18 protein-coding genes are annotated in these 24,876 nt (G+C 58.3%); 15 read left to right on the forward strand and 3 right to left on the reverse strand.

Features of this window, described 5'->3' with window-relative positions:
• The first annotated feature begins 141 nt into the window (after positions 1-141).
• From RSQ48_RS15630 to RSQ48_RS15690, 13 genes are all read left to right on the forward strand, one after another.
• Positions 142-2,124, forward strand: coding sequence for a ligand-gated channel protein (locus RSQ48_RS15630; RefSeq protein WP_415301975.1), 1,983 nt, complete (start codon positions 142-144; stop codon positions 2,122-2,124).
• 174 nt (positions 2,125-2,298) lie between these two features.
• A complete protein-coding gene (locus RSQ48_RS15635; protein WP_415301976.1) occupies positions 2,299-3,387 on the forward strand; it encodes a hypothetical protein in 1,089 nt (362 codons plus the stop codon).
• 70 nt (positions 3,388-3,457) lie between these two features.
• Positions 3,458-4,492: a selenide, water dikinase SelD gene (gene selD, locus RSQ48_RS15640; RefSeq protein ID WP_240209476.1), complete on the forward strand. Its 1,035-nt coding sequence runs from the start codon at positions 3,458-3,460 to the stop codon at positions 4,490-4,492.
• Entirely contained in the window at positions 4,492-5,586 is a 1,095-nt protein-coding gene (gene mnmH, locus RSQ48_RS15645) for a tRNA 2-selenouridine(34) synthase MnmH (protein WP_240209477.1), read from the forward strand. Before selD ends, mnmH begins: the two co-directional genes overlap by 1 nt.
• Positions 5,587-5,758: 172 nt before the next feature.
• On the forward strand, positions 5,759-8,020 hold the full coding sequence (locus tag RSQ48_RS15650) for a NosR/NirI family protein (protein WP_240209478.1): 2,262 nt from the start codon (positions 5,759-5,761) through the stop codon (positions 8,018-8,020).
• A gap of 62 nt (positions 8,021-8,082) precedes the next feature.
• Positions 8,083-9,987: a TAT-dependent nitrous-oxide reductase gene (gene nosZ / locus RSQ48_RS15655; RefSeq protein WP_045929507.1), complete on the forward strand. Its 1,905-nt coding sequence runs from the start codon at positions 8,083-8,085 to the stop codon at positions 9,985-9,987.
• Positions 9,988-9,994: 7 nt separating this feature from the next.
• Positions 9,995-11,335: a nitrous oxide reductase family maturation protein NosD gene (locus tag RSQ48_RS15660; RefSeq protein ID WP_240209479.1), complete on the forward strand. Its 1,341-nt coding sequence runs from the start codon at positions 9,995-9,997 to the stop codon at positions 11,333-11,335.
• Positions 11,319-12,230: an ABC transporter ATP-binding protein gene (locus RSQ48_RS15665; RefSeq protein ID WP_240209480.1), complete on the forward strand. Its 912-nt coding sequence runs from the start codon at positions 11,319-11,321 to the stop codon at positions 12,228-12,230. The genes RSQ48_RS15660 and RSQ48_RS15665 overlap by 17 nt, the downstream gene beginning before the upstream one ends.
• Before the next feature lie 3 nt (positions 12,231-12,233).
• A complete protein-coding gene (locus RSQ48_RS15670) occupies positions 12,234-13,064 on the forward strand; it encodes an ABC transporter permease (RefSeq protein ID WP_240209481.1) in 831 nt (276 codons plus the stop codon).
• Positions 13,061-13,576, forward strand: coding sequence for a nitrous oxide reductase accessory protein NosL (locus RSQ48_RS15675; RefSeq protein ID WP_131071019.1), 516 nt, complete (start codon positions 13,061-13,063; stop codon positions 13,574-13,576). Before RSQ48_RS15670 ends, RSQ48_RS15675 begins: the two co-directional genes overlap by 4 nt.
• Positions 13,577-13,608: 32 nt before the next feature.
• Positions 13,609-14,619, forward strand: a complete 1,011-nt coding sequence (locus RSQ48_RS15680) for an FAD:protein FMN transferase (protein ID WP_240209482.1) — start codon at positions 13,609-13,611, stop codon at positions 14,617-14,619.
• An 89-nt stretch (positions 14,620-14,708) separates the two neighbouring features.
• Positions 14,709-16,280, forward strand: a complete 1,572-nt coding sequence (pgi, locus tag RSQ48_RS15685; protein ID WP_240209483.1) for a glucose-6-phosphate isomerase — start codon at positions 14,709-14,711, stop codon at positions 16,278-16,280.
• Between the two features lie 1,364 nt (positions 16,281-17,644).
• Positions 17,645-19,135, forward strand: a complete 1,491-nt coding sequence (locus tag RSQ48_RS15690; RefSeq protein WP_003805495.1) for a nucleobase:cation symporter-2 family protein — start codon at positions 17,645-17,647, stop codon at positions 19,133-19,135.
• 137 nt (positions 19,136-19,272) lie between these two features.
• Here RSQ48_RS15690 and RSQ48_RS15695 read toward each other — a convergent pair whose 3' ends face one another.
• Positions 19,273-20,136: a DMT family transporter gene (locus RSQ48_RS15695; RefSeq protein ID WP_415301977.1), complete on the reverse strand. Its 864-nt coding sequence runs from the start codon at positions 20,134-20,136 to the stop codon at positions 19,273-19,275.
• A gap of 128 nt (positions 20,137-20,264) precedes the next feature.
• Here RSQ48_RS15695 and RSQ48_RS15700 point away from each other — a divergent pair, with 128 nt between their 5' ends.
• Positions 20,265-21,656, forward strand: a complete 1,392-nt coding sequence (locus RSQ48_RS15700; RefSeq protein ID WP_003805491.1) for a PLP-dependent aminotransferase family protein — start codon at positions 20,265-20,267, stop codon at positions 21,654-21,656.
• A gap of 92 nt (positions 21,657-21,748) precedes the next feature.
• Positions 21,749-22,654 (forward strand): DMT family transporter, encoded by a 906-nt coding sequence (locus RSQ48_RS15705; protein WP_081050055.1) that lies wholly within the window; start codon positions 21,749-21,751, stop codon positions 22,652-22,654.
• Between the two features lie 32 nt (positions 22,655-22,686).
• On the opposite strand, the gene RSQ48_RS15710 is transcribed toward RSQ48_RS15705, so the two are convergent.
• Positions 22,687-24,123 (reverse strand): PEGA domain-containing protein, encoded by a 1,437-nt coding sequence (locus RSQ48_RS15710; RefSeq protein ID WP_240209485.1) that lies wholly within the window; start codon positions 24,121-24,123, stop codon positions 22,687-22,689.
• Between the two features lie 8 nt (positions 24,124-24,131).
• Positions 24,132-24,875, reverse strand: coding sequence for a type VI secretion system-associated protein TagF (gene tagF, locus RSQ48_RS15715; protein ID WP_219235285.1), 744 nt, complete (start codon positions 24,873-24,875; stop codon positions 24,132-24,134).
• Position 24,876: the final 1 nt, after the last annotated feature.

The following is a 24,876-nucleotide window of genomic DNA, read 5'->3' on the forward strand; positions in this document are numbered from 1 at the left end:
TTTTCAATACCAATGCTGCATTTTGCTTTTGATTTGGAAATGAGAATGGGTATCATTAATGTCGCTGTACGGGGAATACGGCCAGTAAGAGCAAGGCAACCGCAGCACACGCTAAAAACAGACACAAATTGGAAGTCGTCAATGAAATCTCTCTTTACCGTAAAGCGCTTGCCGCTCGTTCTGGCAAGCGTTTTTGCTGCCAGTGTTGCAGTTGCTCAAGACAGCACACCCGTTCAACTTAGCCCTGTTGTCGTAACCGCTTCGGGCTTTGAGCAGGATATTAAAGAAGCTCCGGCTTCGATTACCGTCATTACCCGCGAGGACCTGGAAAACAAGTTTTACCGCGATGCCTACGACGCCCTGTCAGATGTACCCGGCGTGATTGTGACGGGCGGTGGCGACCGTCGTGACATTACGATTCGCGGCATGAGCTCCAAGTACACGCTGATCCTCATCGACGGCAAACGCCAAAGCTCTACCGAAACACGGACCAACTCGGACTCTTCCGGTGTGGAAGGCGGCTGGACCCCTCCCCTGACCGAAATTGAACGTATCGAAGTGGTGCGTGGCCCTATGTCCTCACTGTATGGCTCCGACGCCATGGGCGGTGTAGTCAACATCATTACCCGCAAGGTGCCCAAGCAATGGGGGGGAGCCGTCCGCCTGGACAGCACCTTGCAATCGCATAGCCGCTCCGGCGATATCTTCCAAGGCAACTTCATGCTGGGCGGGCCGATCAAAGACGGCCTGCTGGGTTTGCAAGTCTATGGTCAGCAGACCAATCGTCAAGAAGACGATATCTACAACGGCTATCGCAAGCGTGAGTCCTTTGAAGTCGGGGCCAAGCTGAGCCTGACTCCTTCGGACAACCACAGCTTTGTGCTGGAAGGCAGCAGCAAGCGTCAAAAATACAACTCCACGCTGGGTAAAACCGTCGAACCCGTGGCTCCGGGTACCGCTTGCGGTCGCTTTGGCTGCCCCGCCAGCTCCGAAACGGATTACCGCGGTGAAAAAGTATCCTTGACCCACAACGGCAACTGGGGCTTTGCCACGTCCGACACCTACGTGCAGCAGGAAGACTTCAACAACAAGTCACGGGATATGCGCATCAAAAACACCGATGCACGTACCGCCTGGGTCGCTCCATTGGGGGATCATTTGCTGACTATCGGTGCTTCTTACCAGCATCAGAAGCTGAACGATGAAACCGGTAACCAGCTCACCACGGGCATCAGCCGCATCAAACGCACCCAGTGGGCGCTGTTCATGGAAGATGAGTGGAGCCTAACCAACCGCTTTGCCCTGACTGGCGGCCTGCGCTACGACCACGACGAAAACTTTGGCAAGCACGTCAGCCCTCGTATTTATGGTGTGTGGTCGGCCACCGACAACTGGACGATCAAAGGCGGGGTGTCCACAGGCTTTCGTGCCCCCGACTTGCGGCAAACCATCCCCGGTTGGGGCCAGGTCAGCCGCGGTGGCAATATGTACGGCAATCCTGATCTGAAGCCAGAAAAATCGCTGTCCCAGGAATTTGGGGTGATGTATGACACGCTGGAAGGCTTTTCTGCCGGCGTGACCCTGTTCAACAACGACTTCAAGGACAAGATCACCCGCGTGTCGTGCCCGAGCACCAAATGCACTGACGGTCCCAACCAGTTTGGTTCCAACCCAACCACCTACGAAAACGTGGACAAGGCAGTCACTCGCGGCATTGAAACCAATTTCACGTGGGATCTGGCCAAGGACTGGACCTTGAAGGCCAACTATACCTACACCGACTCCAAGCAAAAGAGCGGTCCTAACGAAGGTCAGCCTCTGAATCAGATGCCCAAGCACATGGCCAATGTCAGCCTGGACTGGCGCCCGACCGAGAAGATCAGCACATGGGCACGCGTGAACTACCGTGGCAAAGAAAGCGAGCCAGTCAGCTCGGCTTCCTCTTCCAGCACACGCGCTCCGTCCTATACCTTCGTGGACTTGGGCGGCACCTACAAGCTGAACAAGAACGTAGACCTGTACGCAGGCATCTACAACGTACTGGATAAACAAGTCCGTTATGAAGACTACAGCTACGTGGAAGATGGCCGCCGTTACTGGCTGGGCGTAGGCCTGCGTTTCTAAAAACCTTGCCCCCCGCCAATGGCCGGCACCTCGGGTGCCGGCCATTTTTATTTCTCCACGGCATTCGCACCTCTCACCCGACAGATAAGCGTTTCCTTGCGCCCCAACAGCGCTAGACTAAAGCCTTGTTCGCCAGTTTTCTGGCGCCTGAGTCACCACAGTCGGGAGCTGACCTTGTCGTCCGTCGAGCCTGATCTTGCGATCTATGCTGGCCCTCACGCCTATCGTCACATTCAAAACCATGGCTTGCATGCCAAAGACATCAGCACGCTGATTGGCAGCGCCGGAGGGCCCAAGGCCCTGGCACTGACCGGGCTGGATCAGTATCTGTTTGGAGACTGGCTCAACACTCATGACGAGCCGCTCTGGCTGTTTGGCAGCTCGATTGCCTCCTGGCGCTTTGCCTGCTCCGCCCAGAACGATCCCTACAAAGCCTTTGCGGACTTTGCCCAGCTTTACATACACAGCCCGTTTATGCCCCAATCCACCGTGGCGGACATTACGCGCTCGACGCAGGGCATGCTCCGAACCTTGCTGGGGAACGCGGACGCCCAGGCGGCCATCCTGAACCACCCACGTTATCGCTTTGCCATCACCGTTGCACGCAGCAAAGGCTGGGCCAGCTCTCGGAACCCCAGGCAGCTCGGCGCAGCCTTGCTGGGCTGCATGGTCGGAAACTATGTCCATCCTGCCATCCCTCACTGGTTTTTTGAGCGGGTCATTGTGCATGACACCCGCAGCCCCTTGCCGATTGAGGACAAGCATCGAAAACAGGCTCGCTATGCCGCGCTGGACGAACACAATCTGTTCGAGACCCTGGCAGCCAGCACCGCGATACCACTTGTGATTGACGGGGTGGATGCCGCTCACAACTGGCCTGCCGGGCTCTACCGGGATGGCGGTCTGGTCGATTACAACTTTTGCGCACTGGATCTGGAGGGCCCCGGCCTGAGCCTGTTTCCCCATTTCACCCAGAACATCAGTGCCAGCTGGTTCGACAAATACCTGCCACGCTGGCAAAAGGCACGTCGGCCACATAGCCTGGACAAGCTGGTTTTGCTCTGTCCCACACCCCGCTTTTATCAGCGGCTGAACGAGTGCAAAATTCCCAGCCGGTCCGACTACAAGCGTTTATCGGATGCAGACCGGCGTCAGGCTTGGCAAAACTCGGTGGAACAAAGCCAGCGCCTGGGCGAGCAGTTTGCTCAATGGGTGGCCACCGACCAGCTCGCGCAGCGTGTCCGTCCGCTCCTCTTCCCCTAGCTAAAAGCCTGCAGGACCCACAGGCAATTTAGTATCATTTCACCTTCAACCTATTTCCTGGTGCGTGCTCATGGATACCCCCGTTCGTCTGACCCAATACAGCCATGGAGCCGGTTGCGGCTGCAAAATCTCTCCCAAGGTACTGGACATTATCCTGGCCGGCAGTGGCGCCCAGAATCTGGACCCGAATCTGTGGGTGGGCAATACCTCCCGCGATGATGCCGCCGTGTACGGCCTGAACGAGGAAACAGGCGTCGTCTCGACCACTGATTTTTTCATGCCCATCGTGGATGACCCGTACGACTTCGGGCGCATCGCCGCTACCAACGCCATCAGCGATATCTATGCCATGGGTGGCAAGCCGATCATGGCGATTGCGATTCTGGGCTGGCCCATCAACGTGCTGTCTCCGGAAATCGCGCGCGAAGTGGTGCGTGGCGGACGCGCCGCCTGCGATGCTGCCGGCATTGCCCTGGCGGGGGGCCACTCCATTGACGCGCCCGAACCTATTTTTGGTCTGGCCGTTACAGGCGTCGTGGATAAAGCACAGTTAAAGCGCAACGACACCGCTACCGAGGGCTGTCAGCTTTATCTGACCAAGCCTTTGGGCATCGGTGTTCTGACCACAGCCGAAAAAAAGGCCAAGCTGCGCCCCGAAGACCAGAATCTGGCTCGCGACTGGATGTGTACGCTGAACAAGCCCGGTAGCCGCTTTGCCCAACTGGCCGGCGTGAAAGCCATGACGGACGTAACGGGCTTTGGTCTGCTGGGTCACCTGATTGAAATGGCCGATGGCAGCGGCCTGACTGCCCGTTTGAATCTGGACCGCGTCCCTTTGTTGCCCGGCATTGAATACTATCTGGAACAAGGCTGCGTCCCCGGCGGAACCCAACGTAACTTTGACAGCTACGGCCACCGCATTGCCCCCATCAGCCAGGACCAGATCAACATTCTGTGCGATCCGCAAACCAGCGGTGGGTTGCTGATCGCTGTGGAGCCTTCTGCCACGGCCGAATTCATGACCATGGCGGCCGAACTGGGTTTGAAACTGGACGCCATCGGGGAATTCATCCCCGCCAACACCTACGCTGTTGAAATTGCTTGATGCGCCCTGACAGCCACGACTACCGCGAGCTGTTCCTGAATGATGTACCTTTGATGGACGCTCGCGCTCCGGTCGAATTTAGCAAAGGGGCCTTTCCCGGCGCACTGAACCTGCCCCTGATGAACGATGAGGAACGTCATCAAGTCGGGATTTGCTACAAGCAGCATGGTCAGCAAGCGGCCATCGCCCTGGGTAACAAACTGGTCAGCGGTTCCATTAAAGCAGCCCGTCTGCAAGCCTGGGTGCAGTTTGCACAGACGCACCCTGAAGGCTACCTCTATTGCTTTCGGGGCGGCCTGCGTAGCCAGATCACACAAACCTGGCTACGCGAAGAGGCAGGCATCCTCTACCCCCGTGTGGTAGGGGGCTATAAAGCCATGCGCGGCTTTTTACTGAACAATCTGGAACAAACCGTCAGCAAGGCCCAGTTCCAGGTGCTGGGCGGCATGACAGGCACCGGCAAGACCGATGTGCTGCTACAGCTTGAACACAGCCTGGACCTCGAAGGCTATGCGCATCATCGGGGCTCCAGCTTTGGCAAACATGCCACCGGCCAGCCCAGTCAGATCGACTTTGAACATCGTCTGTCCATCGCCATGCTGAAAAAGACAAACCAAGGACATCAGCGCTTTGTACTGGAAGATGAAAGTCAAACCATAGGACGTTGCAGCCTGCCGCTCAGCCTGTATCGCGGGATGCAGCACTGGCCGATCATCTGGCTGGAAGACAGTCTGGAAAACCGGATCACGCGCATTGTGCGCGACTATGTTCAGAACCTGCATGCCGAGTTCACCCAAGAACACGACCCGCAAACGGGCTTTGCCCTGTTTGCGGCGCAGTTGCGCCAAAGCCTGTCGCGCATCACCAAACGACTGGGGCATCAACGCTACCAGCAGCTCTCCGCCATCATGGACGCTGCCTTGCAAGAGCAGGAACGCAGTGGCGCACTGGATGGGCACCGCGATTGGATTGGCGGCTTGCTGACGCAATATTACGACCCTATGTACAGTTATCAACGCCAACAGAAAGCCGAGCGCGTCATTTTTCAGGGCGACGCCGAGGCAGTGCTGAATTATTTGCGTCACCCGGCCTGATCCAGGTGCCCGCCCCGTCCACAGCAAGGCCGTCCATCCTTTCACGCAAGCGCAGGCAGCCTGAGCGGGGCCTGCGCCCACGCTTGTCAGAATCTGTCCTTGCGCTGACACAACGAGTAAACAAAGGGTAACCCCTACCATCTTGCAAGAATCTTGTTGCAGGTGGTACGAAATGAAGTCCCTCAAATGCTTGGTCCGGCATGTCCAGTTGCGCACGCTGTGGCTCCTTCTCTTTGTTCTGGCCGCCTGTTTAAGCAGTCCCGCAGCCCACTCCACTTCGCGCATTGCCCATTTTCTGCCGGACATTGCCCTCAATGAGATTTTCCCCGCCGCCACACATGCCAGCGAGCCGGAAGGCAAGCTGCCTGTATCCAAAGTCTTTAAGGATCAGGAACAACTAGGGTATGTGTATGTGACGACCGATATCGTCAACACCCGCGGCTACTCCAGCTTTCCCATCGATACCCTGGTTGCTCTGGACATGGAAGGCAGCATCGTCGCTGCCAGACTGCTGGAACACCACGAACCCATTGTCTTGATCGGCATCCCCGAGTCCCGGGTAGAGGCGTTCATTCAAGGCTATATCGGCCAGAACTACATCAAGAACCGGCCTAAACCGGGCGCACCGCCTCCTGTTGACATCATCAGTGGCGCTACCGTGACCCTGATGGTGGTGGGCGACAGCATCATGCGCTCCTCCCAACTGCTCGGCCGGCAAGAAGGCATAGGCCAGCCTGCCGCTCCCGCCGTGGCGCAGGCCACCGTCAAACGCAGCATAGACACCCGCAACCGCACCCTGTCCAGCTGGGACGAGCTGCTCCAAAGCGGCGCTGTCCAAGGCCTGCATGTCAGTGTGGCCGATATCAACCAGGCCTTTAAGGACAGCGGCCGCAGCGAGGCCGCTGCCCACCCCCAGGAGGGCGACCCGCAAGACACCTTTATCGATTTATACGTTGCCCTGGTAAGCGTGCCCAGCATCGGTCAAAGCCTGCTGGGAGGGGCCGATTACAACTATCTGCAGCAAGAATTGAAACCCGGCCAGCAGGCCATGCTGGTGTTAGGCAATGGCCTGTATTCCTTCAAAGGATCGGGTTATGTACGTGGCGGTATCTTTGACCGCATCGAAATCGTGCAGGATCTGGACAGCTTTCACTTCACCGACCTGGATCACCAACGTCTGCCCGGCGTGAAAGCCGCAGGCGCTCCGGATTTCAAAGAAGCCGCCCTGTTCAAGATCCCTGCCACCGCCACCTTTGATCCGGTTCTGCCCTGGCGCTTGCAATTGCTGGTGCAGCGCGTCCTGAGTGTCAAAGACAAAGCCTTTGTCACGCTGAACCTGAATTACCAGCTTCCTGACTCCTATTTGACGGCGCCCCCTCCAGCAGCCGCTGCAGCGGCCCCCGAAGCCGCAGAGCACGATGACCTGGAAACCGCCAGCGAGCCTTTGTACAAGCAAATCTGGGCTGGCAAGAAGGTACAAATTGCCGTGCTGCTGGTGTCTTTGCTGACCTTGGGCGGAGTCTTCTTCTTCCAGGACACGCTGACAAAACACGAGGTGTTCTACCGACGCTTTCGTATTGGCTTTCTGCTGTTCTCCCTGGTCTGGATTGGCTGGTACGCCTCGGCCCAATTGTCCGTGGTGAATGTACTGACGTTCTCCCACGCCCTGCGCACCGATTTCCGCTGGGAATACTTCCTGATGGATCCACTGGTCTTCATTCTGTGGATTGCTACCGCCATTTCCCTGATTTTCTGGAACCGGGGCGCCTTCTGTGGCTGGCTCTGTCCTTTCGGAGCACTGCAAGAGCTGGCCAACAAGCTGGCCCGCTTCCTGCGCATTCCCCAGATCAAGGTGGCCTACAGCGCCCATAAACGGCTGGTAGCCATCAAGTACGTGACCTTCATTCTGCTGTTTGGCTTTGCCCTGTACGACATGGCCGTGGCCGAAAAGATGGCCGAAGTCGAACCCTTCAAGACCGCCATCATCCTGAAATTCATCCGCGACTGGCCCTTCACGATCTTTGCCGTACTGCTGCTGATTGCCAGCCTGTTCATCGAGCGTTTTTACTGCCGCTATCTCTGTGCCCTGGGCGCTGCCCTGGCCATCCCCGCCCGCCTGCGCATTTTTGACTGGCTGCGTCGCTACCCCATGTGTGGCAACCCCTGTCAGCGCTGTGCGACCGACTGTCCCGTACAAGCCATCGAGCCCGAAGGCCCCATCAACCCCAACGAATGTATCCAGTGTCTGAATTGCCAGATGCTGTATCACCACGAGAAAAAATGCCCGCACCTGATTCAAAAGATCGCCAAGCGCAAGCGAGATAAACCGGCCCCCGTTGCCGTTGCCAGCTCGCTGCAAGACGATGCTGCTGCCCGCCCTACCGTGCGTCCACGCAGCGTAGACAGTACCGATTCCACCCCCGCCACGCCGTGAGACGCCTGGGCGCGCCCCAGCGCCAAGTCGGTCACGTCATCACACACAAGGAAAATCACACCATGTCCGAGAACAAGCAGGATAAACAGGGTCTGAGCCGCCGCGCCTTTTTGGGCACCGCCGCCTTATCCGGCGCTGCTGTGGTCAGCGCCACCCACATTGGCAATGCCTTGGCCGATACCAAAAAGGCGCCGAACGGGCAAAGCGCCCATATTGAGCCGGGCGAGCTGGACCAGTACTACGCCTTTAATTCCGGTGGTCAGTCCGGCGAGATCCGCATCATGGGTCTGCCCTCCATGCGCGAACTGATGCGCATCCCGATCTTCAATATTTGTAGTGCCACCGGCTGGGGGATTACCAACGAAAGCCGCCAGATCATGCGCGCCAATCTGACGCCTGAAACCCTGGCGTTTGCAGACTCCCTGGGCGGCATTTTGCCCAATGGCGATGCTCACCACCCCCATATGTCCTTTACCGACGGGACCTATGACGGGCGCTTCATCTACATCAACGACAAGGCCAATAACCGCGTGGCTCGCGTGCGCTGCGATGTCATGAAGTGCGACAAGATCATTGAGATTCCCAATGCCGACGGTATCCACGGCCTGCGCCCGCAACGCTACCCACGCACCGGCTATGTGTTCTGCAACGGCGAGCACATCGTCCCCCTGCCCAATAACGGCACAATCTTTGGCAACCCCAAGGAAAACTATTTCTCGGTGTTTACCGCCATTGATGGCGACACCATGGAAATCGCCTGGCAGGTGATCGTGGACGGCAACCTGGACAATTGCGACGCCGACTACCAGGGCAAGTACGCGTTCTCCACCTGCTACAACTCCGAAAAGGGAATAGATGTAGGCGAGATGAGCGCCAACGAGCAGGACTGGGCCGTGGTGTTCAACCTGAAAGCCATTGAAGACGGCGTCAAGAAAGGCGACTTCAAAGAAATGCAGGGCGTCAAAGTGCTGGATGGCCGCAAAGGCTCGCGCTACACCCGCTACATCCCCGTACCCAACTCCCCCCACGGTTGCAATGCCTCCCCCGATGGCATCCACGTGGTCTTTAACGGCAAGCTCTCGCCCACCGTCACCATGATCGACGTGCGCCGCCTGGATGACTTGTTTGCCGACAAGATCAAACCACGCGACTGCGTAGTGGCAGAACCTCAACTGGGCCTAGGCCCACTGCACACGGCCTATGACGGCCGCGGTAATGCCTACACCACGCTGTTTATCGACAGCCAGATCGTGAAGTGGAACATTGCCAAGGCCATCGAGGCGTATCAGGGCAAGGACGTAGACCCCATCATCCAGAAACTGGACGTGCACTACCAGCCCGGCCACAACCACACCACCATGGGCGAGACCAAAGAGGCCGATGGCAAATGGCTAGTGTCGCTGAACAAGTTCTCCAAAGACCGCTTCCTGAACGTAGGCCCGCTCAAACCCGAGAACGATCAGTTGATCGACATTTCAGGCGATGTGATGAAGCTGGTCCACGATGGCCCAAGTTTTGCCGAACCGCACGACATGCTGCTGGTTGCCGCCGAAAAAGTACGACCCAAGCGCGTCTGGACTCGCGACGATCCATGGTGGGACAGCGCACGGAAGATGGCCGAGAAAGATGGCGTCACCCTGGAAGGTGCCTCCAAGGTCATCCGGGATGGCAACAAGGTTCGGGTCTACATGACTGCCGTGGCACCCGTGTTCTCCGTGCCCAGCTTTGAGGTCAATCAGGGCGATGAAGTCACCGTCGTAGTCACCAATATGGAAATGATCGAAGACTTGACCCACGGCTTCACCCTGTCTGGCTATGGCGTGGCCATGGAAATTGGACCGCAGCAAACCAGCTCGGTCACCTTCACGGCCTCTCGCCCCGGTGTGCATTGGTACTACTGCCAGTGGTTCTGCCACGCCTTGCACATGGAAATGTCCGGTCAGATGAATGTGAAACCCAAAGCCTGACGGTGACATGAAGCCTTTCCGCCTGCTCCCCGCCCGTGCACGATGCCTCAGCCCAACCCTGGTGCTGAGGCTGGCCTTCAAGCCGCTTACGATCCTGGCCCTTGCGGCCAGTGGTCTGGCTGCTCAAGCGGCCACCATTGAGGTGCCTGCCGATACCGCGCTGCAAGCCGTTATCGATGCCGCCCAAGCCGGCGACATCCTGATGCTGGCTCCCGGCACGTATCAGGGCAATATCATCGTGAACAAACCTTTGACGCTTCAAGGCCCCAGCAACCGGCAAGCCGTGTTGATGGGCGAACGTGAAGGTCGCACGGTGTGGGTCCAGGCGGAAGATGTGCAGATACGTCAGATCACCGTGCGCAATTCCGGCTTGAGCCTGCCGGATATGGATGCGGGCATCTTCCTGGACAAGCCCGCCCATAACGCCCTGATCGAAAACAACGACATCCTCGACAATCTGGTGGGGGTATATGTCTGGGGGCCCCACAACGCGCTGGTGCAGCACAACACTATCGTGGGCAATAAAGAGCTGCGTCTGAATGAGCGTGGCAATGGCGTGACCGTCTGGAACTCCCCCGGCTCACGCATCTTGTACAACGATATTTCCTGGGGTCGCGACGGGATTTTTTCCAATACCAGCCGCGACAATGTGTTCAGCCACAACCGCTTTACCCAGCTACGCTATGCGGTGCACTACATGTACACCAATAACAGCGAGGTCAGCAGCAATGTCTCCATAGGCAATGACATTGCTTATGCCCTGATGTTTTCGCAGTTCCTGACGGTACGTGAAAACATCAGCATCAACAGCACACATCAAGGCTTGATGCTCAACGCCGCCCAGCAATCGACCATTACCGACAATATCGTGGACGGGGCCGAGAAAGGCGTTTTTCTCTACAACGCCAACTTCAACAAGATCTCCGGCAACCTGATTCAGAACACCCAGATCGGGGTGCACTACACCGCCGGTTCCGAAGGCAATGAGATCACGGAAAACGCCTTCATCCAGAACCAGAATCAGGTGAAGTATGTGGGCACCCGCTACCTGGAGTGGTCCAGCAAGGACCGGGGCAATTACTGGAGCGATCACAGCGCCTTTGACCTGAACGGTGACGGCATCGGTGACACCGCTTATCGCCCCAATGGCCTGATTGAACAACTGGTGTGGCGAGCCCCTTCGGCCCGCGTGCTCTTGAACAGCCCCGCCGTTTCCATTGTGCGCTGGGCGCAAACCCAATTTCCTGCCATTTTGCCCGGCGGCATCATCGATAGCGCACCGCTGATGCGTGCGCCCGACAATCCCGTCTGGGAGCGCTACAAGGCCCATCATGACTCCATCCAATAACCGCCCGGCCCCTGTCTCGCTGTCCAATGTCAGCAAACTGTATGGCCAGCAGCGCGCTACCAACGCGGTGAACTTCGAGCTTTACCCCGGCCAATGCACGGTGCTGGCTGGCCACAATGGCGCAGGCAAAAGTACTGTCATCAAACTGATTCTGGGCCTGATCCGTGCCGATGAAGGCAAGGTCACCTTGCTGGACCACGATGCGGGTTCATCCCAGGCTGCCCGGCTGCGAGCCCATATCGGCTACCTGCCTGAAACCGTCGCCTTGCACCCTGCCTTGACCGGCACCGAAACACTGGCGTTTTACGCCCGCCTCAAAGGGCTGCCGACCAGTGACAACCAGGCTTTACTGGCACGTGTCGGCATTGCCCAAGCGGCTCACAAACGCGTAGGCACGTACTCCAAAGGCATGCGCCAACGGCTGGCACTGGCCCAAACCCTGCTGGGCAAACCCCGTGTGCTTTTGCTGGATGAACCCACAACCGGACTGGACCCGGCCTCCCGTCTGCTGTTCTACGAGATCGTGCAAGAACTGCGCGATGCCGGGGCCACCATCCTGCTCAGCACCCACGCTCTGGCAGAGATGGAACGTCTGGCAGACCGCATCATCGTGATGCAACAAGGACGCAAGATTGCCGATGGCACCTTGTCCGACCTGCGCCAGCATGCCGGCTTGCCGGTACGCATTCGCCTGACCGTGGAACGCATACCGGACCCTGTGCCACCGCACTGGAAACCCATAGGCACAAACCGCCTGGAGCGTCATTGCACTGAAGCGGAAAAAATCCAGATCCTGCGTGAGGCGCACACCCTGCCTGGCTTGAAGGATCTGGAGCTGGAGTCCCCCGGTTTGGACGAGCTTTATGCGCACTTTTTAAAGCGCGAGGATTACTGAGCCATGAACCCTGTCCTGATCATCATCCAAAAGGAAGTGCGCGACGGGCTGCGCAACCGCTGGGTACTGGCAGTCACCCTCTTGCTGGCCACCCTGGCCTTGTCGCTCGGCTTTCTGGGCAGCGCCCCCACCGGCAGCGTCAAGGTCGACCCGTTGACTGTGACGGTGGTCAGCCTGTCCAGTCTGTCTATTTTCCTGATCCCGCTCATCGCCATGCTGCTGTCCTACGATGCCATTGTGGGCGAGATCGAGCGCGGCACCATGTCCTTGCTGCTGAGCTACCCCGTCCATCGCTGGCAGGTTCTGGTCGGTAAATTCCTGGGCCATGCCCTGATCCTGAGCCTGTCCACGGTGGTGGGCTACGGCCTGGCAGGCATCACCTTGCAAGTGGCGCATGGAGGCCTGGACTTCAGCGTCTGGACGCCCTTTCTGGCCATGATGGGGGCCAGCGTTCTGCTCGGCGCCAGTTTCCTGTCCATGGGCTATTTCATCAGCACCCTGGTCAGAGAACGTGCAACGGCAGCAGGTCTGGCCATCGGTATCTGGCTGTTCTTCGTGGTGATTTATGACATGGCTCTGCTAGGCATTCTGGTTGCCGATCAAGGCGCCATGATCACCGCGTCCTGGCTGAACATCATTCTGCTGTTCAACCCCACCGACGTGTACCGCCTGCTAAATCTGACCGGCTATGAGAATGTCGCCATGTTTGCCGGCATGGCCGGTTTAAGTGAACAGGCTCGTCTGCCCGCCAGCGTGCTGATGGGCGTTCTGCTGCTATGGATCGCTGTGCCTTTTGGTCTGGCAAGCCTGGTATTCAAAAGAAAAGCATTATGAAAAAACTGCGCACTTTTCTGTTGCTGTGCCTGGGACTGATACTGGCCGCTTGTGGCCAGCCTGAGCCTATACAGGCCCCACCGCCGCCCGTCGTCCAGATCCCCCACACCGCCGTAGGCCACTATTGCGGCATGTACCTGTTCGAGCACCAAGGCCCCAAAGGGCAAATTCTTCTGCGCGAACGCGAAGCGCCGCTCTGGTTCACCACCATACGCGAGGTCTTTGCCTACACCATGCTGCCTGAAGAATCCAAAGCCATCGCCGCTACTTATGTCCAAGACATGGCCCAGCGCGATCAGGACGGTCAGTTCCCCGAACAAGCCTGGATACCGGCACAAGATGCCTGGTATCTTATCTACAGCCGCTATACCGGCGGCATGGGCACCATCGATGCCCTGCCCTTTAGCCAGGAGCAGGCCGCCAAGGACTTCCAGCAACAACATGGCGGCCAATTGGTTCGCTTTGCCGACATGCCGGAGAACTACATCTTCGGTGCGGTCGCGCTGCCTTGAAACGCTTATCTTCCTGATCCCAGGTATTTGCCATGACTTCTACTCCAGTTTCCCGTCGTCGTTTTATCGGTATCGTGGCCGCGACCAGCGCACTGACTTGCGTGCCCTGGGCCGTCAAAGCGATGCAAGCGGTCCCTACCCCGCTCAGCTCCTGGCAAGGTGTGGCTTTGGGTGCGGACGCACAACTGCATATCCACCACCCCGACCCGGTTTTTGCACAGACCTTGATCGATCAAGCCTTGTCCGAAGTGCGACGACTGGAGCGAATATTCAGCCTGTATCAGGAAGACAGCGCCTTGCGACGCCTGAACCGCGACGGCTATCTGAAGCAAGCCCCCGGTGATCTGACGCGTCTGCTACAGGAATCACAACGACTTAGCGCGCTGACCGACGGGGCTTTTGACCCGACGGTGCAAGTACTCTGGGAACTGTATAGCCAAGCGGCCCAAGGCAAGGGCAATCAGGCGGCTGTCCCAGACGCAGCCCAGATCAGTCAGACACTGCAACAAGTCGGCCACCAGGCCATACTTATTCAGGAGGACTCCATCTGGCTGCAGCGGCCAGGCATGGCCTTAACCCTGAACGGTATTGCCCAAGGCTATATTACCGACCGCATCACCGAGCAGCTCAAACAGGCAGGGCTGGAACACGCCCTGATCGACATGGGAGAGATACGCAGCGTCGGCCTGGCTCCGGGCAATCGTCCCTGGCGGGTTGGTCTGACAGGGGACCCGGCAGAGCCAACCCGCCTCTTGAATCTGGACGTACGCAATCAGGCCGTCAGCACTTCGTCGGGCGCGGGAACCGCACTGAGCCGTGATGGCTCTGTCACTCATCTGTTCAACCCGGCCAATGGACAGGCTCGACCCTTGTATCGCAGTGTCTCGGTCGTGGCGGGCAACGCCACCATTGCCGATGCCTTGTCCACGGCGTTCTCATGGATGTCGCCCCCAGCGATTGCGCGGGTTCTGGCCAGCGACCCCGGTTTGCAGGCATGGGTCCTACCCTATGATGGCAAACATCTGATGCCGATCCATTCGTAAACACCCCGTCAAACCCGCTTACCAGGGGGCGCTCAAGCCCGACAAAGCCTCGTACAATGGCGGTTTCGTCTACCGCAGGCCTAATCCCCATGTCCGTGAACTGTCCAAGCCTTCCCTCTGCTGCCCCTTTGCCCGGTCTGCCAGAATGGACCGGGTTTTGTGAGGCGGCGCGTCAATCCGATCGCTACGCACTGGACCTGCACTGCCTGAAGGCAGCGGGCCTGCAAGTGGACTTGAGTGGGCAACGGCACTCGCCAGAACTACAGGCGGCCGGAGCCGCACTACTGGCCGCCCGCCATTTCGATCAGGCTCGCACACAATTGCTGAGCGGTGGCATCGTCAACAATACCGAGCAGCGCGCCGCCTGGCATAGCGCCCTACGCGCCCCTGCCCCCATCGCAGACGTGGCCAAGGAACGTGAACGCATGAACGAATTCGTGCGTGTCGCTGACTCCGAGCGCCGCTGGCGCAACATCATCCATATCGGCATTGGCGGCAGCGACTGGGGCGTGCGGCTGTCCTTGGCTGCCTTTGGCTATCGTCACAGCTGGCGCAATGTGCGCTTTCTGGCCAATATCGATGGCCATGCGCTAGAACATGCCCTATCGGGCATGGACCCGCATGACACCCTGATTGTCATTGCTTCCAAATCCTTCACCACCACAGAGACCTTGAAAAACGGGCAACGCGCCCTGGAATGGCTGCAGGCTGCCGGCGTCGCCAACCCCTATGAACAGATTGTGGCCGTTACCGCCCGTCCGGACACCGCCGCACGCTGGGGCGTGCCGCAAAAACAAATCTTTCAGTTCTGGGATTGGGTCGGTGGGCGCTTTTCACTCTGGTCTGCCGTCAGTCTGACCACTGCCCTGGCCGTCAGCAGTGATGTGGTGGCCGGGATGCTGTCAGGCGCGGCTGCCATGGATCAACATTTCCAGGAAGCCCCCATTGCCTCCAACGTGCCCGTGCAAATGGCTCTGGCGGGGGTGGTCAATCGCAGTGTACTGGGCTATGGCTCACTGAATATTTCGCCCTACGATTTTCGCCTTGGCAATCTGGTCCCCTACATCCAGCAATTGGATATGGAGTCCCTGGGCAAATCCGTCACCACCGGCGGAGAGCCCGTAGGCGTCGCCACGGGCGCAGCCGTCTGGGGTCTGGCAGGAACCGACGCGCAGCACACCTTTTACCAGTGGCTGCACCAGGGCAGCGACGGCGCTCCCGTTGACTTTATTGTGTGCCAGCAGGCGGATCACCATCAGGCCGAGCACCATCATCTGTTGTTGGCCAATTGTCTGGCCCAGCGCGAGGCGCTGATGCGCGGCAAAACCTACGAACAGGCCCTGGCCGAATGCGAGCAGCAGGGCCTGGGCGAACAGGCCGCCGAGCTTGCCCACCACCGTGTCCACTCGGGCGGACGCCCCAACACGCTGATCGTGCTGCCACGTCTGAACCCGTTCTCACTGGGCGCCTTGCTGGCCTTGTACGAACACAAGATTTTCGTGCAGGCCCTGATCTGGGGTATCAATCCCTTCGATCAGTGGGGCGTGGAATACGGCAAAGTATTGGCCAATGGGATTTTGCAGGAGCTGTCTGGAGAAAAAGAGATCTCTGCCATCCATGATGCGTCTACCCGGCATTGGATAGAGACTTTCAAGAGTTAACCTTGCTCACTGTCCTATCTGCGCCCTAGGTCCTGTTGAGACTATGTATAAAAAGCTGGATGCTAGGGTCATCGAGCTAACACAAGCCTGAAGTGAGCAACTCGCGAATTTGCATATGGCGGGTCGGCCATATTTACTAAGCCCCGAATCCTCATTGCAAACTCATCCAATTAATGATTACGGCATTCCAGACGGCACTGGTGCCATACACACTGCGGCGTTAATTTTTCACTATACGGGATATCGTAAGTTATGGAACCGGCTCTGGATCGCCTTTGATGACCATGCAACTATTGCAGGTATTAACTCAACCGGGGGGATGTGTTATCCCGTCAATTGTAACGATCATTAGACAGCAACTAACTGGCTTCAAGGTAGGCAATCTGCATCCCCAACAAGCTAGCTTCAACAACTTATCAGCATTTTCCCCATGTCTGAACACGCACTTTTTTAGCACTCTATCTGCACTCAATGGAAATCACAGAATCGAGTGCAGTCAAGCGACATATTTATCTAGCGATGAGCCAATGCTGACGCCTCTTTGTCAGTCCAACACACAATCGAAGCATATGCTAAATAAACCGGCTACGTTCGGCTTTGTAGACTGAAGCAGATCAAAAAAACCGTTCATTATTCTTACTCATGACAGTTTGGATTTTCGCGTCAGCTGAGAAAACGTACAACCCTATGCAAAGGGACATAGTTGCGGTCCCAGAAGCAAAAAATATGATCTTGAAGAAGATAGACCACGTATCCGGAATGATAGTCGTAAACGGTTTAACGGGCTGCTCCCGGTTTACTAGTTGTTAACACAACCGCTTTGAAGGATTTTTAAAATCTACTGATTTTACAGCAATGACGGGAACGCCATATACTCCAGAACACTGTACGAGTGAAAACGAGGACTTGAATTCCGCTAAAAAAACTTAGCAACAGGAACAAGGCTTGTCAATTTCAGAGTGTATAATTTTCTCAAATTACTCGGCGCCGAAGCCTGTCAGGCGGCTTATAGACTCGGCCTCGGTGTGACTGTAGAACAACGGCTCAGACCAGATAAAACCAACCAGTCGTATCCAATGTACTCATTTTTGATACAAACTCGACCGCCTCGTGACGGGTGCAATACCTTTACCATGGCCGCGCAACAAGGATTGCGGGCTTACGCCTGAAAATATGTGACCAAAGCAGTGTTTTCCCTTAGCCTGTACAAAAACGCCCGAATCAGGGCGTTTTTTTTCGGGGTTATCCCTCATCTATAGGCTGGTTCGCCTAGGCGCTATACGAATTGTCTTATGGCGCGCCTGTCGCACGCCGTTACATTGAGATGGCTACATCTAATAATTAATCCACTCTGGAGACATCTCATGGGTACGAACGCGACCACCGCACCCGTCGACGAACGATTACCGAATGGCAGGCTGGCTGCATTGGGCCTGCAGCACGTTTTGGTAATGTACGCCGGTGCCGTCGCGGTTCCACTAATTGTGGGCCGGGCTTTAAATCTGTCGTCTGAAGAAGTATCTATCCTGATCGCCGCAGACCTGTTTGTCTGCGGCATCGTATCCATCATTCAATCGATGGGTTTTACGCAGTACTTTGGCATCAAGCTGCCTGTCATGATGGGCGTTACCTTCGCTGCCGTGGGTCCCATGGTGTCCATGGCCCAGTCCAACCCCGGTCATGAGGGCGCTCAAATGCTGTTTGGCACCGTCATCGGGGCCGGGATCATCACCATGATCATTGCCCCTGCCGTGAGCCGGATGCTGCGTTTTTTCCCGCCGGTGGTCACTGGCACGATTATTGCCATGATCGGCATTACGCTGATGCGTGTGGGCATCAACTGGATTTTCGGCAATCCTGTCGGCCCGACTGCGCCCAGCGTCATCAACCCCGACCATCTGGCCTGGATACAGCACGCCCAATCCGCTGCCGCCATGCCCGGCTCCGCCCTGCCACCGCCCCCGGAAGGACTGGCCTTGAAAGCCACCGTTCCCAACCCCCGTTACGCCAACCTGACAGGTCTGGGCATTGCGGCCATCGTACTGACATCGATTCTGTTGATTGCCAAATTCGCAAAAGGCTTTCTGGCTAACGTGGCTGTCTTGCTGGGTATTGTCATTGGCGCGGTTGTGGCCTCGGCCATGGGCATCATGACTTACGAAAAAGTGGCCAACGCGGCCTGGGTTGATCTGGTTCTGCCGTTTCACTTTGGCATGCCCAAGTTCAACATTTTGCACATTGCGACCATGACCCTGGTCATGATTGTGGTGCTGATTGAATCGACCGGCATGTTCCTGGCGCTGAGCGACATGACGGGCAAGAAGGTGGATCAGAAGGATCTGGCGCGTGGTCTGCGTACCGATGGTCTGGGCACCTTGCTGGGCGGTATCTTCAATACCTTCCCCTACTCCAGCTTCTCGCAGAACGTGGGTCTGGTCGCCGTAACGGGTGTGCGCAGTCGCTTTGTGTGCGTGGCAGGCGGCGTGATTCTGATTATTCTGGGCCTGCTGCCCAAGATGGCCGCCCTGGTGGAATCCTTGCCTACCGTGGTTCTGGGCGGTGCCGGCATTGTGATGTTCGGTATGGTCACCGCCACCGGCATCCGTATTCTGTCCGGCGTGGACTACAAGACCAACCGCAACAACTCCATGATTGTCGCCATCTCGATTGGCGTGGGCATGATCCCGCTGGTGGCGCCCAATTACATGCAGTGGATGCCCCACGCCATCCATCCGCTGATCGAATCGGGTATTTTGCTGACCTCGATGGCCGCCGTTTTACTAAACCTGTTCTTTAATGGCGCCAAAGAAGACACCCACGCAGCGGTAGAAGCCGCCAAACACGCCGAAGCGTAGTTAACGCCCGGCATGATTGAAAACCGGCCTGTTTGTTGTCATGATGAAAAACAGGCCGGTTTGATCGACACAGGTGCCCTGGGGTCTGGGGGCCACCGCTCAAGGCCAAACGGGCCATACGGCGAACAGCGCTTGTCTCAGGAAGCAAAACGCCGCGCACCCGCCACACACAAGGCGGCCCCCATCGTGACCCAGATCATGCTGGCATTGACGGCCTCGCCCAGCAGGACCGCAGCCAATGCCAAGCCCATAAAAGGTTGCAGCAACTGCAACTGTCCGACTGCCGCGATGCCCCCCTGCGCCAGTCCTCGATACCAGAACACAAAGCCCAAAAACATACTGAAGACCGACACGTAGCCAAACCCCAGCCAGGCCGAGAGGGTGACCGTGTCAAAGCTGGCGGGCCAGAACCAGATCATCATGAGGAACATCAAGGGCAAGGACAGCACCAACGCCCAGCAAATTACTTGCCAGCCTCCCTGGCGGCGCGACAGACGCCCACCTTCGGCGTAGCCCATGCCACAGACCACCACCGCTGCCAGCATATACAGATCGCCTTGCCAGACCGCTTCCAGCCCTTGCTGCGCGGCATAGCTCATCACCAGCAGGCAGCCCAAAACAGAGCATAACCAGAACACGGGTTTATGCCGTTCACCGGCCAAGACCACCCCAAAGAGCGCAGTGCACAAAGGCAACAAGGCGACATACACAATAGAATGCGCCGAAGTGATGTACTGCAGGGCCAGCGCGGTCAACAAGGGGAATCCCAGCACGACACCAAAACCGACCACGGCCAGGGACAACAGATCCGATCGCTGTGGCCGTGTCACGCGCCCCAGCAGCAACCAGACGCTGGCCAGCAACGCAGCCACGACGGCTCGCGCACCCGTCAGGAAAAATGGGTCCATACCCAGCACAGCGACCCGTGTAGCCGGTAAAGAACCAGCAAAAATCGCCACCCCCATAAAACCATTCAGCCAGCTGACCGCCTTGCTATCCATCGCTTTTTCTCCCCCAAAGAAGCTTGTCAGTACAACACAGCTATGCCAGGATACCCAGGCACAGTCCAGTACAGTTTTAAAAAACTGTATTGGCCTTTATCCCCATACACCGTGCCTAACCCTGCCTCATGCCTGCCTTGACCCGTATCGACCACCTCATGCAATCCGTGCGTGAACGCATCGCCGCACGGACCTATCCGCCGGGCACACGCCTACCTTCTGTGCGGGCACACGCCCGTTCATCCGGCGTCTCGGTCTCTACGATTGTGGAGGCGTACGGCCGGCTGGCGGCAGAAGGGCTGATCGAAGCCCGGCCCGGCTCCGGCTTTTATGTGACGGCCCCTTTGGCCCCCCTGAGCCTGACGGCCCTGGAACCTGCACTGGACAGGGATATAGACCCTTTGTGGATCTCTCGTCAGTCTCTGGAGGCCGACGACGATGCACTCATGCCCGGCTGTGGCTGGCTGCCCTCGGACTGGATGTATGAACAAGGCGTGCGGCGGGGGCTGCGCAAAGCAGCACGCAGTGCCAGCCAGGACCTGACGGACTATGGCTCACCCCTCGGTCTGGAGTCTCTGCGACAACGACTGGCCCGCCGTCTTGTGCAATCTGATATTGAAGTTGGGCCGCATCAAATCATGCTGACCGATTCGGGCACTCAGGCTATTGACCTGATTTGCCGATTTCTTCTGGAAGCAGGCGATACCGTGCTGGTGGACGACCCTTGCTACTTCAATTTTCACGCTTTGCTACGGGCGCACAGGGCCAACGTCGTCAGTGTGCCCTACACCCACCAGGGGCCGGATCTGACCGCTTTTGAAGCGGCACTTCAACAGCACAAGCCCCGCCTCTACATCAGTAATTCGGGGATCCACAACCCGACCGGAGCACGGCTTTCGGCCGCTACAGCGCACAGTGTTCTGGCCATGGCGCAGCGTGCCGACCTCTACATTATCGAGGACGACATTTTCGGCGATCTGGAAACGCGCCCGGCAACCCGTCTGGCGGCACTGGATGGCTTGTCCCGCGTCGTGCAAATAGGCAGTTTTTCCAAAACCCTGTCGGCGTCGCTGCGTTGCGGCTACATCGCCGCACAGGCGCCCTGGATAGAAAGTCTGGTGGATTTGCGCACGGCAACCAGTTTCAGCAGCAACCGCCTGGCTTCGCATATTCTGAACAGTGCGCTGGGCGACAGCGGCTATCGTAAACATCTTGAGCACATTCGATACCGGCTGTCCAAGGCCATGGACGTGACCCTGACACGCCTGGAGCAGCTCGGCCTCAGTCCATGGCTACGCCCGCGCGAAGGCATGTTTCTCTGGGCCCGTCTGCCCGAAGGCCACGACGCCCTGAGTCTGGCTCGCGCCTGCCTGCCTCATGGCGTGATCCTGGCTCCTGGCCCCGTGTTCAGTCAAGCAGCGGATGCCGCTCAGTTCTTGCGATTTAATGTTGCCCAATGCAGCGACACGCGTATTTTTACGGTGCTCAAGAACGCGCTTGATCAAGCGCGACCCGATTAAGCCCTTGAACAGTGTTCGCTCTCTTGCCACGGAAACGGGCAATGATGCTCTGCCGGGGGTGGGGGATTACAATCTGTTCTGTTGGGCGGCCCATGCGGACCGCCGCCACCGATCCCATTCCCATGTCCCCCAAAGACTTACGCGATTTATTCCTGCTGGCCGCCATCTGGGGCGGCTCATTTTTATTTACCCTGCAGGCGGTTCCCGACTTTGGCCCTTTCCCGCTGACCGCCGTGCGCGTCGGTGTCAGCGCCCTGGCCCTGATGAGCTATATCACCGTCACGGGCCGCCTGCCAGTGTTCCTGGCGAACTGGAAGCCCATTTTTGCGCTCGGGGTCCTCAATGCCGCCGCGCCTTTTTCCCTGTATGCCTTTGCGGCATTGCGGCTGGAATCGGGCCTGCTGGCGGTCCTCAATGCCATGGCACCCCTGTTTGGCGCACTGGTTGCCCGGGTCTGGCTCAAAGAACGCCTGACGCCCAGCCGCATTCTGGGCCTGTGCGTCGGCTTTTTAGGCATTCTGATTCTGGTGTACGACAAGCTCAGCTTTAACAAAGGGGCCGAAGGCTGGGCTGTCCTGGCGTCTTTGCTGGCCACTGTGTTTTACGGCATTGCCGCCAACTTCACCGCGCGCTATCTGCGCGGAGTCCAACCCCAGGCGGTCGCGGCTGGCAGCATGGTCAGCGCCACCCTGGTTTTGCTGCCCGCCGCCATGTACTGGTGGCCGGCTCAAACGCCAGGCTTGCCCGCCTGGGGCGCGGCGCTGTCCCTATCCCTGTTATGTACCGCCGTTGCCTACCTGATTTTCTATCGTCTGCTCGCCAACGTCGGTCCCTCCAAAACCATCACAGTCACATTTCTGGTGCCGCCTTTCGGAGTGCTCTGGGGCGCCTTGCTGTTGGACGAAGCGCTGACCGCGCAAATGTTGATCGGCATGAGCACGGTCTTGTTGGGTACATTGCTGGCCACCGGTCTGATTGGCAGACGCAAGGCGGTCTAAGTCAGCCCCCACCGCCTTACCCCACTCGTCAGCTAGTTGAACGCGTGTTTGACGCTGGCTGTCTGTCCTGATCGCACCCGTACCGTGCTGCTAAACGGCGGCAGGCCGGCATTTTTAATCAGGATGCGGTGTGTGCCGGCCGGCAAGGACAAGGACTTCAACGGCGGACTGACTCCCTGCTTGCGTCCATTGACGTAGATCTCGCCCCACGGCCGCACATCCAGCACGACGGTACCTTTGGCCGTGGGCGCCGCTTGCGTCGGTGCAACGGCTTCAGGCTTGGCAGTATCCGCAGGGGTCGGCTCAACCCGCGGTAGACGGCTCGGCTCATCGGACGCTTGCTCTGGCTGGGCTGGCTGCGATGGCAGGGCATCCAACCCAGCCGACATGTCTGATACCTGTACCGCCTCGGCAGCCGGCTCCACAGCCTGAACCCGTGCCTGCCCGGCTAACACGCTGGCTTGAGCCGACATGGGCGCCAACGATGGAATGGCATCGGTCGTAACGGGTTGCACCGCCTGAAGCGCGACTGGTCCGCCTTCCGGCCCCTGCCCGGACACGGCAGCGGATAACCCTGACGGGGAAGACGGCTCACCCTCGCTCGAGGTGTTCGGGAGCGCCGCGACTGGCTCTGAAACGGCCTGTACGGACCCCTCTGCCGTCGGCAAACCCCGTAGATCCGCCTGGCCCTCCTGCCCTTTGGGAGCCGCCCCTCTGGAAGGGGTTTCGGCCATCAAGGCCTGGCCGCTCTCTGTGGTGGCAACAAGCGATCCTGACTCCTCACTGCCTGTGCTCCAGTACCCTACTGCCAGCCCTACCACCAGCAGCAAGGCCAAGCCGCCCAGCCAACGCCAGCCAAAGGCGCGGCGTTCGGTTCGTATGGGCAACACGGGCCGCGCCAGCGCTGTCTGCTCAGAGACAGAGTCAGACACCTGTCCTAACCTTTCCAGTCGTCGATACGACAGCATGGATTGCGGGCGCTGAACCCAGTCCAATGCCAAGCCCTGCAACATGGCCTGGGTGGGGCCATCCGCCTCCTCATCCATCCCCACCGGGTCCCTTAGCTGTCGCCAGGGTGCGGCCGTCAAGGGCGTGCCCGTCGTCAAGTGCCAGCGCAACGCGGCATAGCCGTAGACATCTGTCCACGGCCCGGCAGGCCGGGTCGGGTCGTCCACATACTGTTCAGGGGCCGCACAAGGCTCATCAAACGCCATGCCGTGAGCACGGGCCTGAGTCAGGTTACGCTTGTGCAGGACCTGCGCCAGCGCTTGTAACTGAACCAGGCCCTCGTCGGTCAATATCACCGTATCCAAACCTAACGCGCCATACCATTCCTGCCGCTCATGCAATTGGGCCAGTTGCAAGGCCAAATGCTCCAGAATAAGCAGCCGCTGGTCCAGCGACAAAGAATCCAGAACCTGCCCCAAAGGACGGCCCTGTCCATCATGGGCAGAAGTCGTTCGTTTCATGAAAGTTCTCACCAGGATTGAGAGAGACGGCCATCAAGATCGGCCGCTGTAACTGAGGTAAACAAGCGTCGAAACAGGGCAAGGCTCAACTCACCACGATGGGTCACGCTACGCCAGTTGGGGTTGTTCATCCCCAAACACCACCAGTAGCTGCGTTGAGAGCCGGGTTCCAGACAAGGCTGTAACACCGCCCATGGGTCTTGCGGCACAGCTCCCCCACGCGTGCCATACAACACATCCAGAATGTCCTGACCTGCCTCGCGTTGTTCCAGCCGGGCGGCAGCACTGTCAGCCAACAAGCCAGCAACCGGCAGCGCACGGCACAAGGTCTGGTCTACCTGCGTCGCGGCCCAGCAAAACCGCACCCCTTGCTGCAAGACCAGCCCCAGTTGCTCAACCAGACTGGCAAGAACCGGCAGACGAACGCGCTGACATTGCTCCAGATCCAAGGCCACCAGGGCACAGACCAGATACTCCCGTCCAACCCGATCCTGACTGGGCATGACCGCGCCCGCCTGCACCCCGCCCTGAGGCAAGGACCTGACAAACCCCCAGACCGGAACGGCTGAGCCCGCTAGATTGACACCAGCCGGCTTAGTGAACGGACGAATCTGACTGACCCCACTACTGAACCAGCGCTCCCACGGCAGCAGAATCGAGTCGGGCATGCGTCTGCGCACGAAATCGCCCATTGCTGGAATCTTGCCGTACCACATCACGGCAAGGTTCGCGTCCAACTCATCGTTGAGCATC

Source organism: Alcaligenes sp. SJTW-7 (assembly GCF_047716895.1).
GTDB classification, from domain to species: domain Bacteria; phylum Pseudomonadota; class Gammaproteobacteria; order Burkholderiales; family Burkholderiaceae_B; genus Alcaligenes; species Alcaligenes ammonioxydans.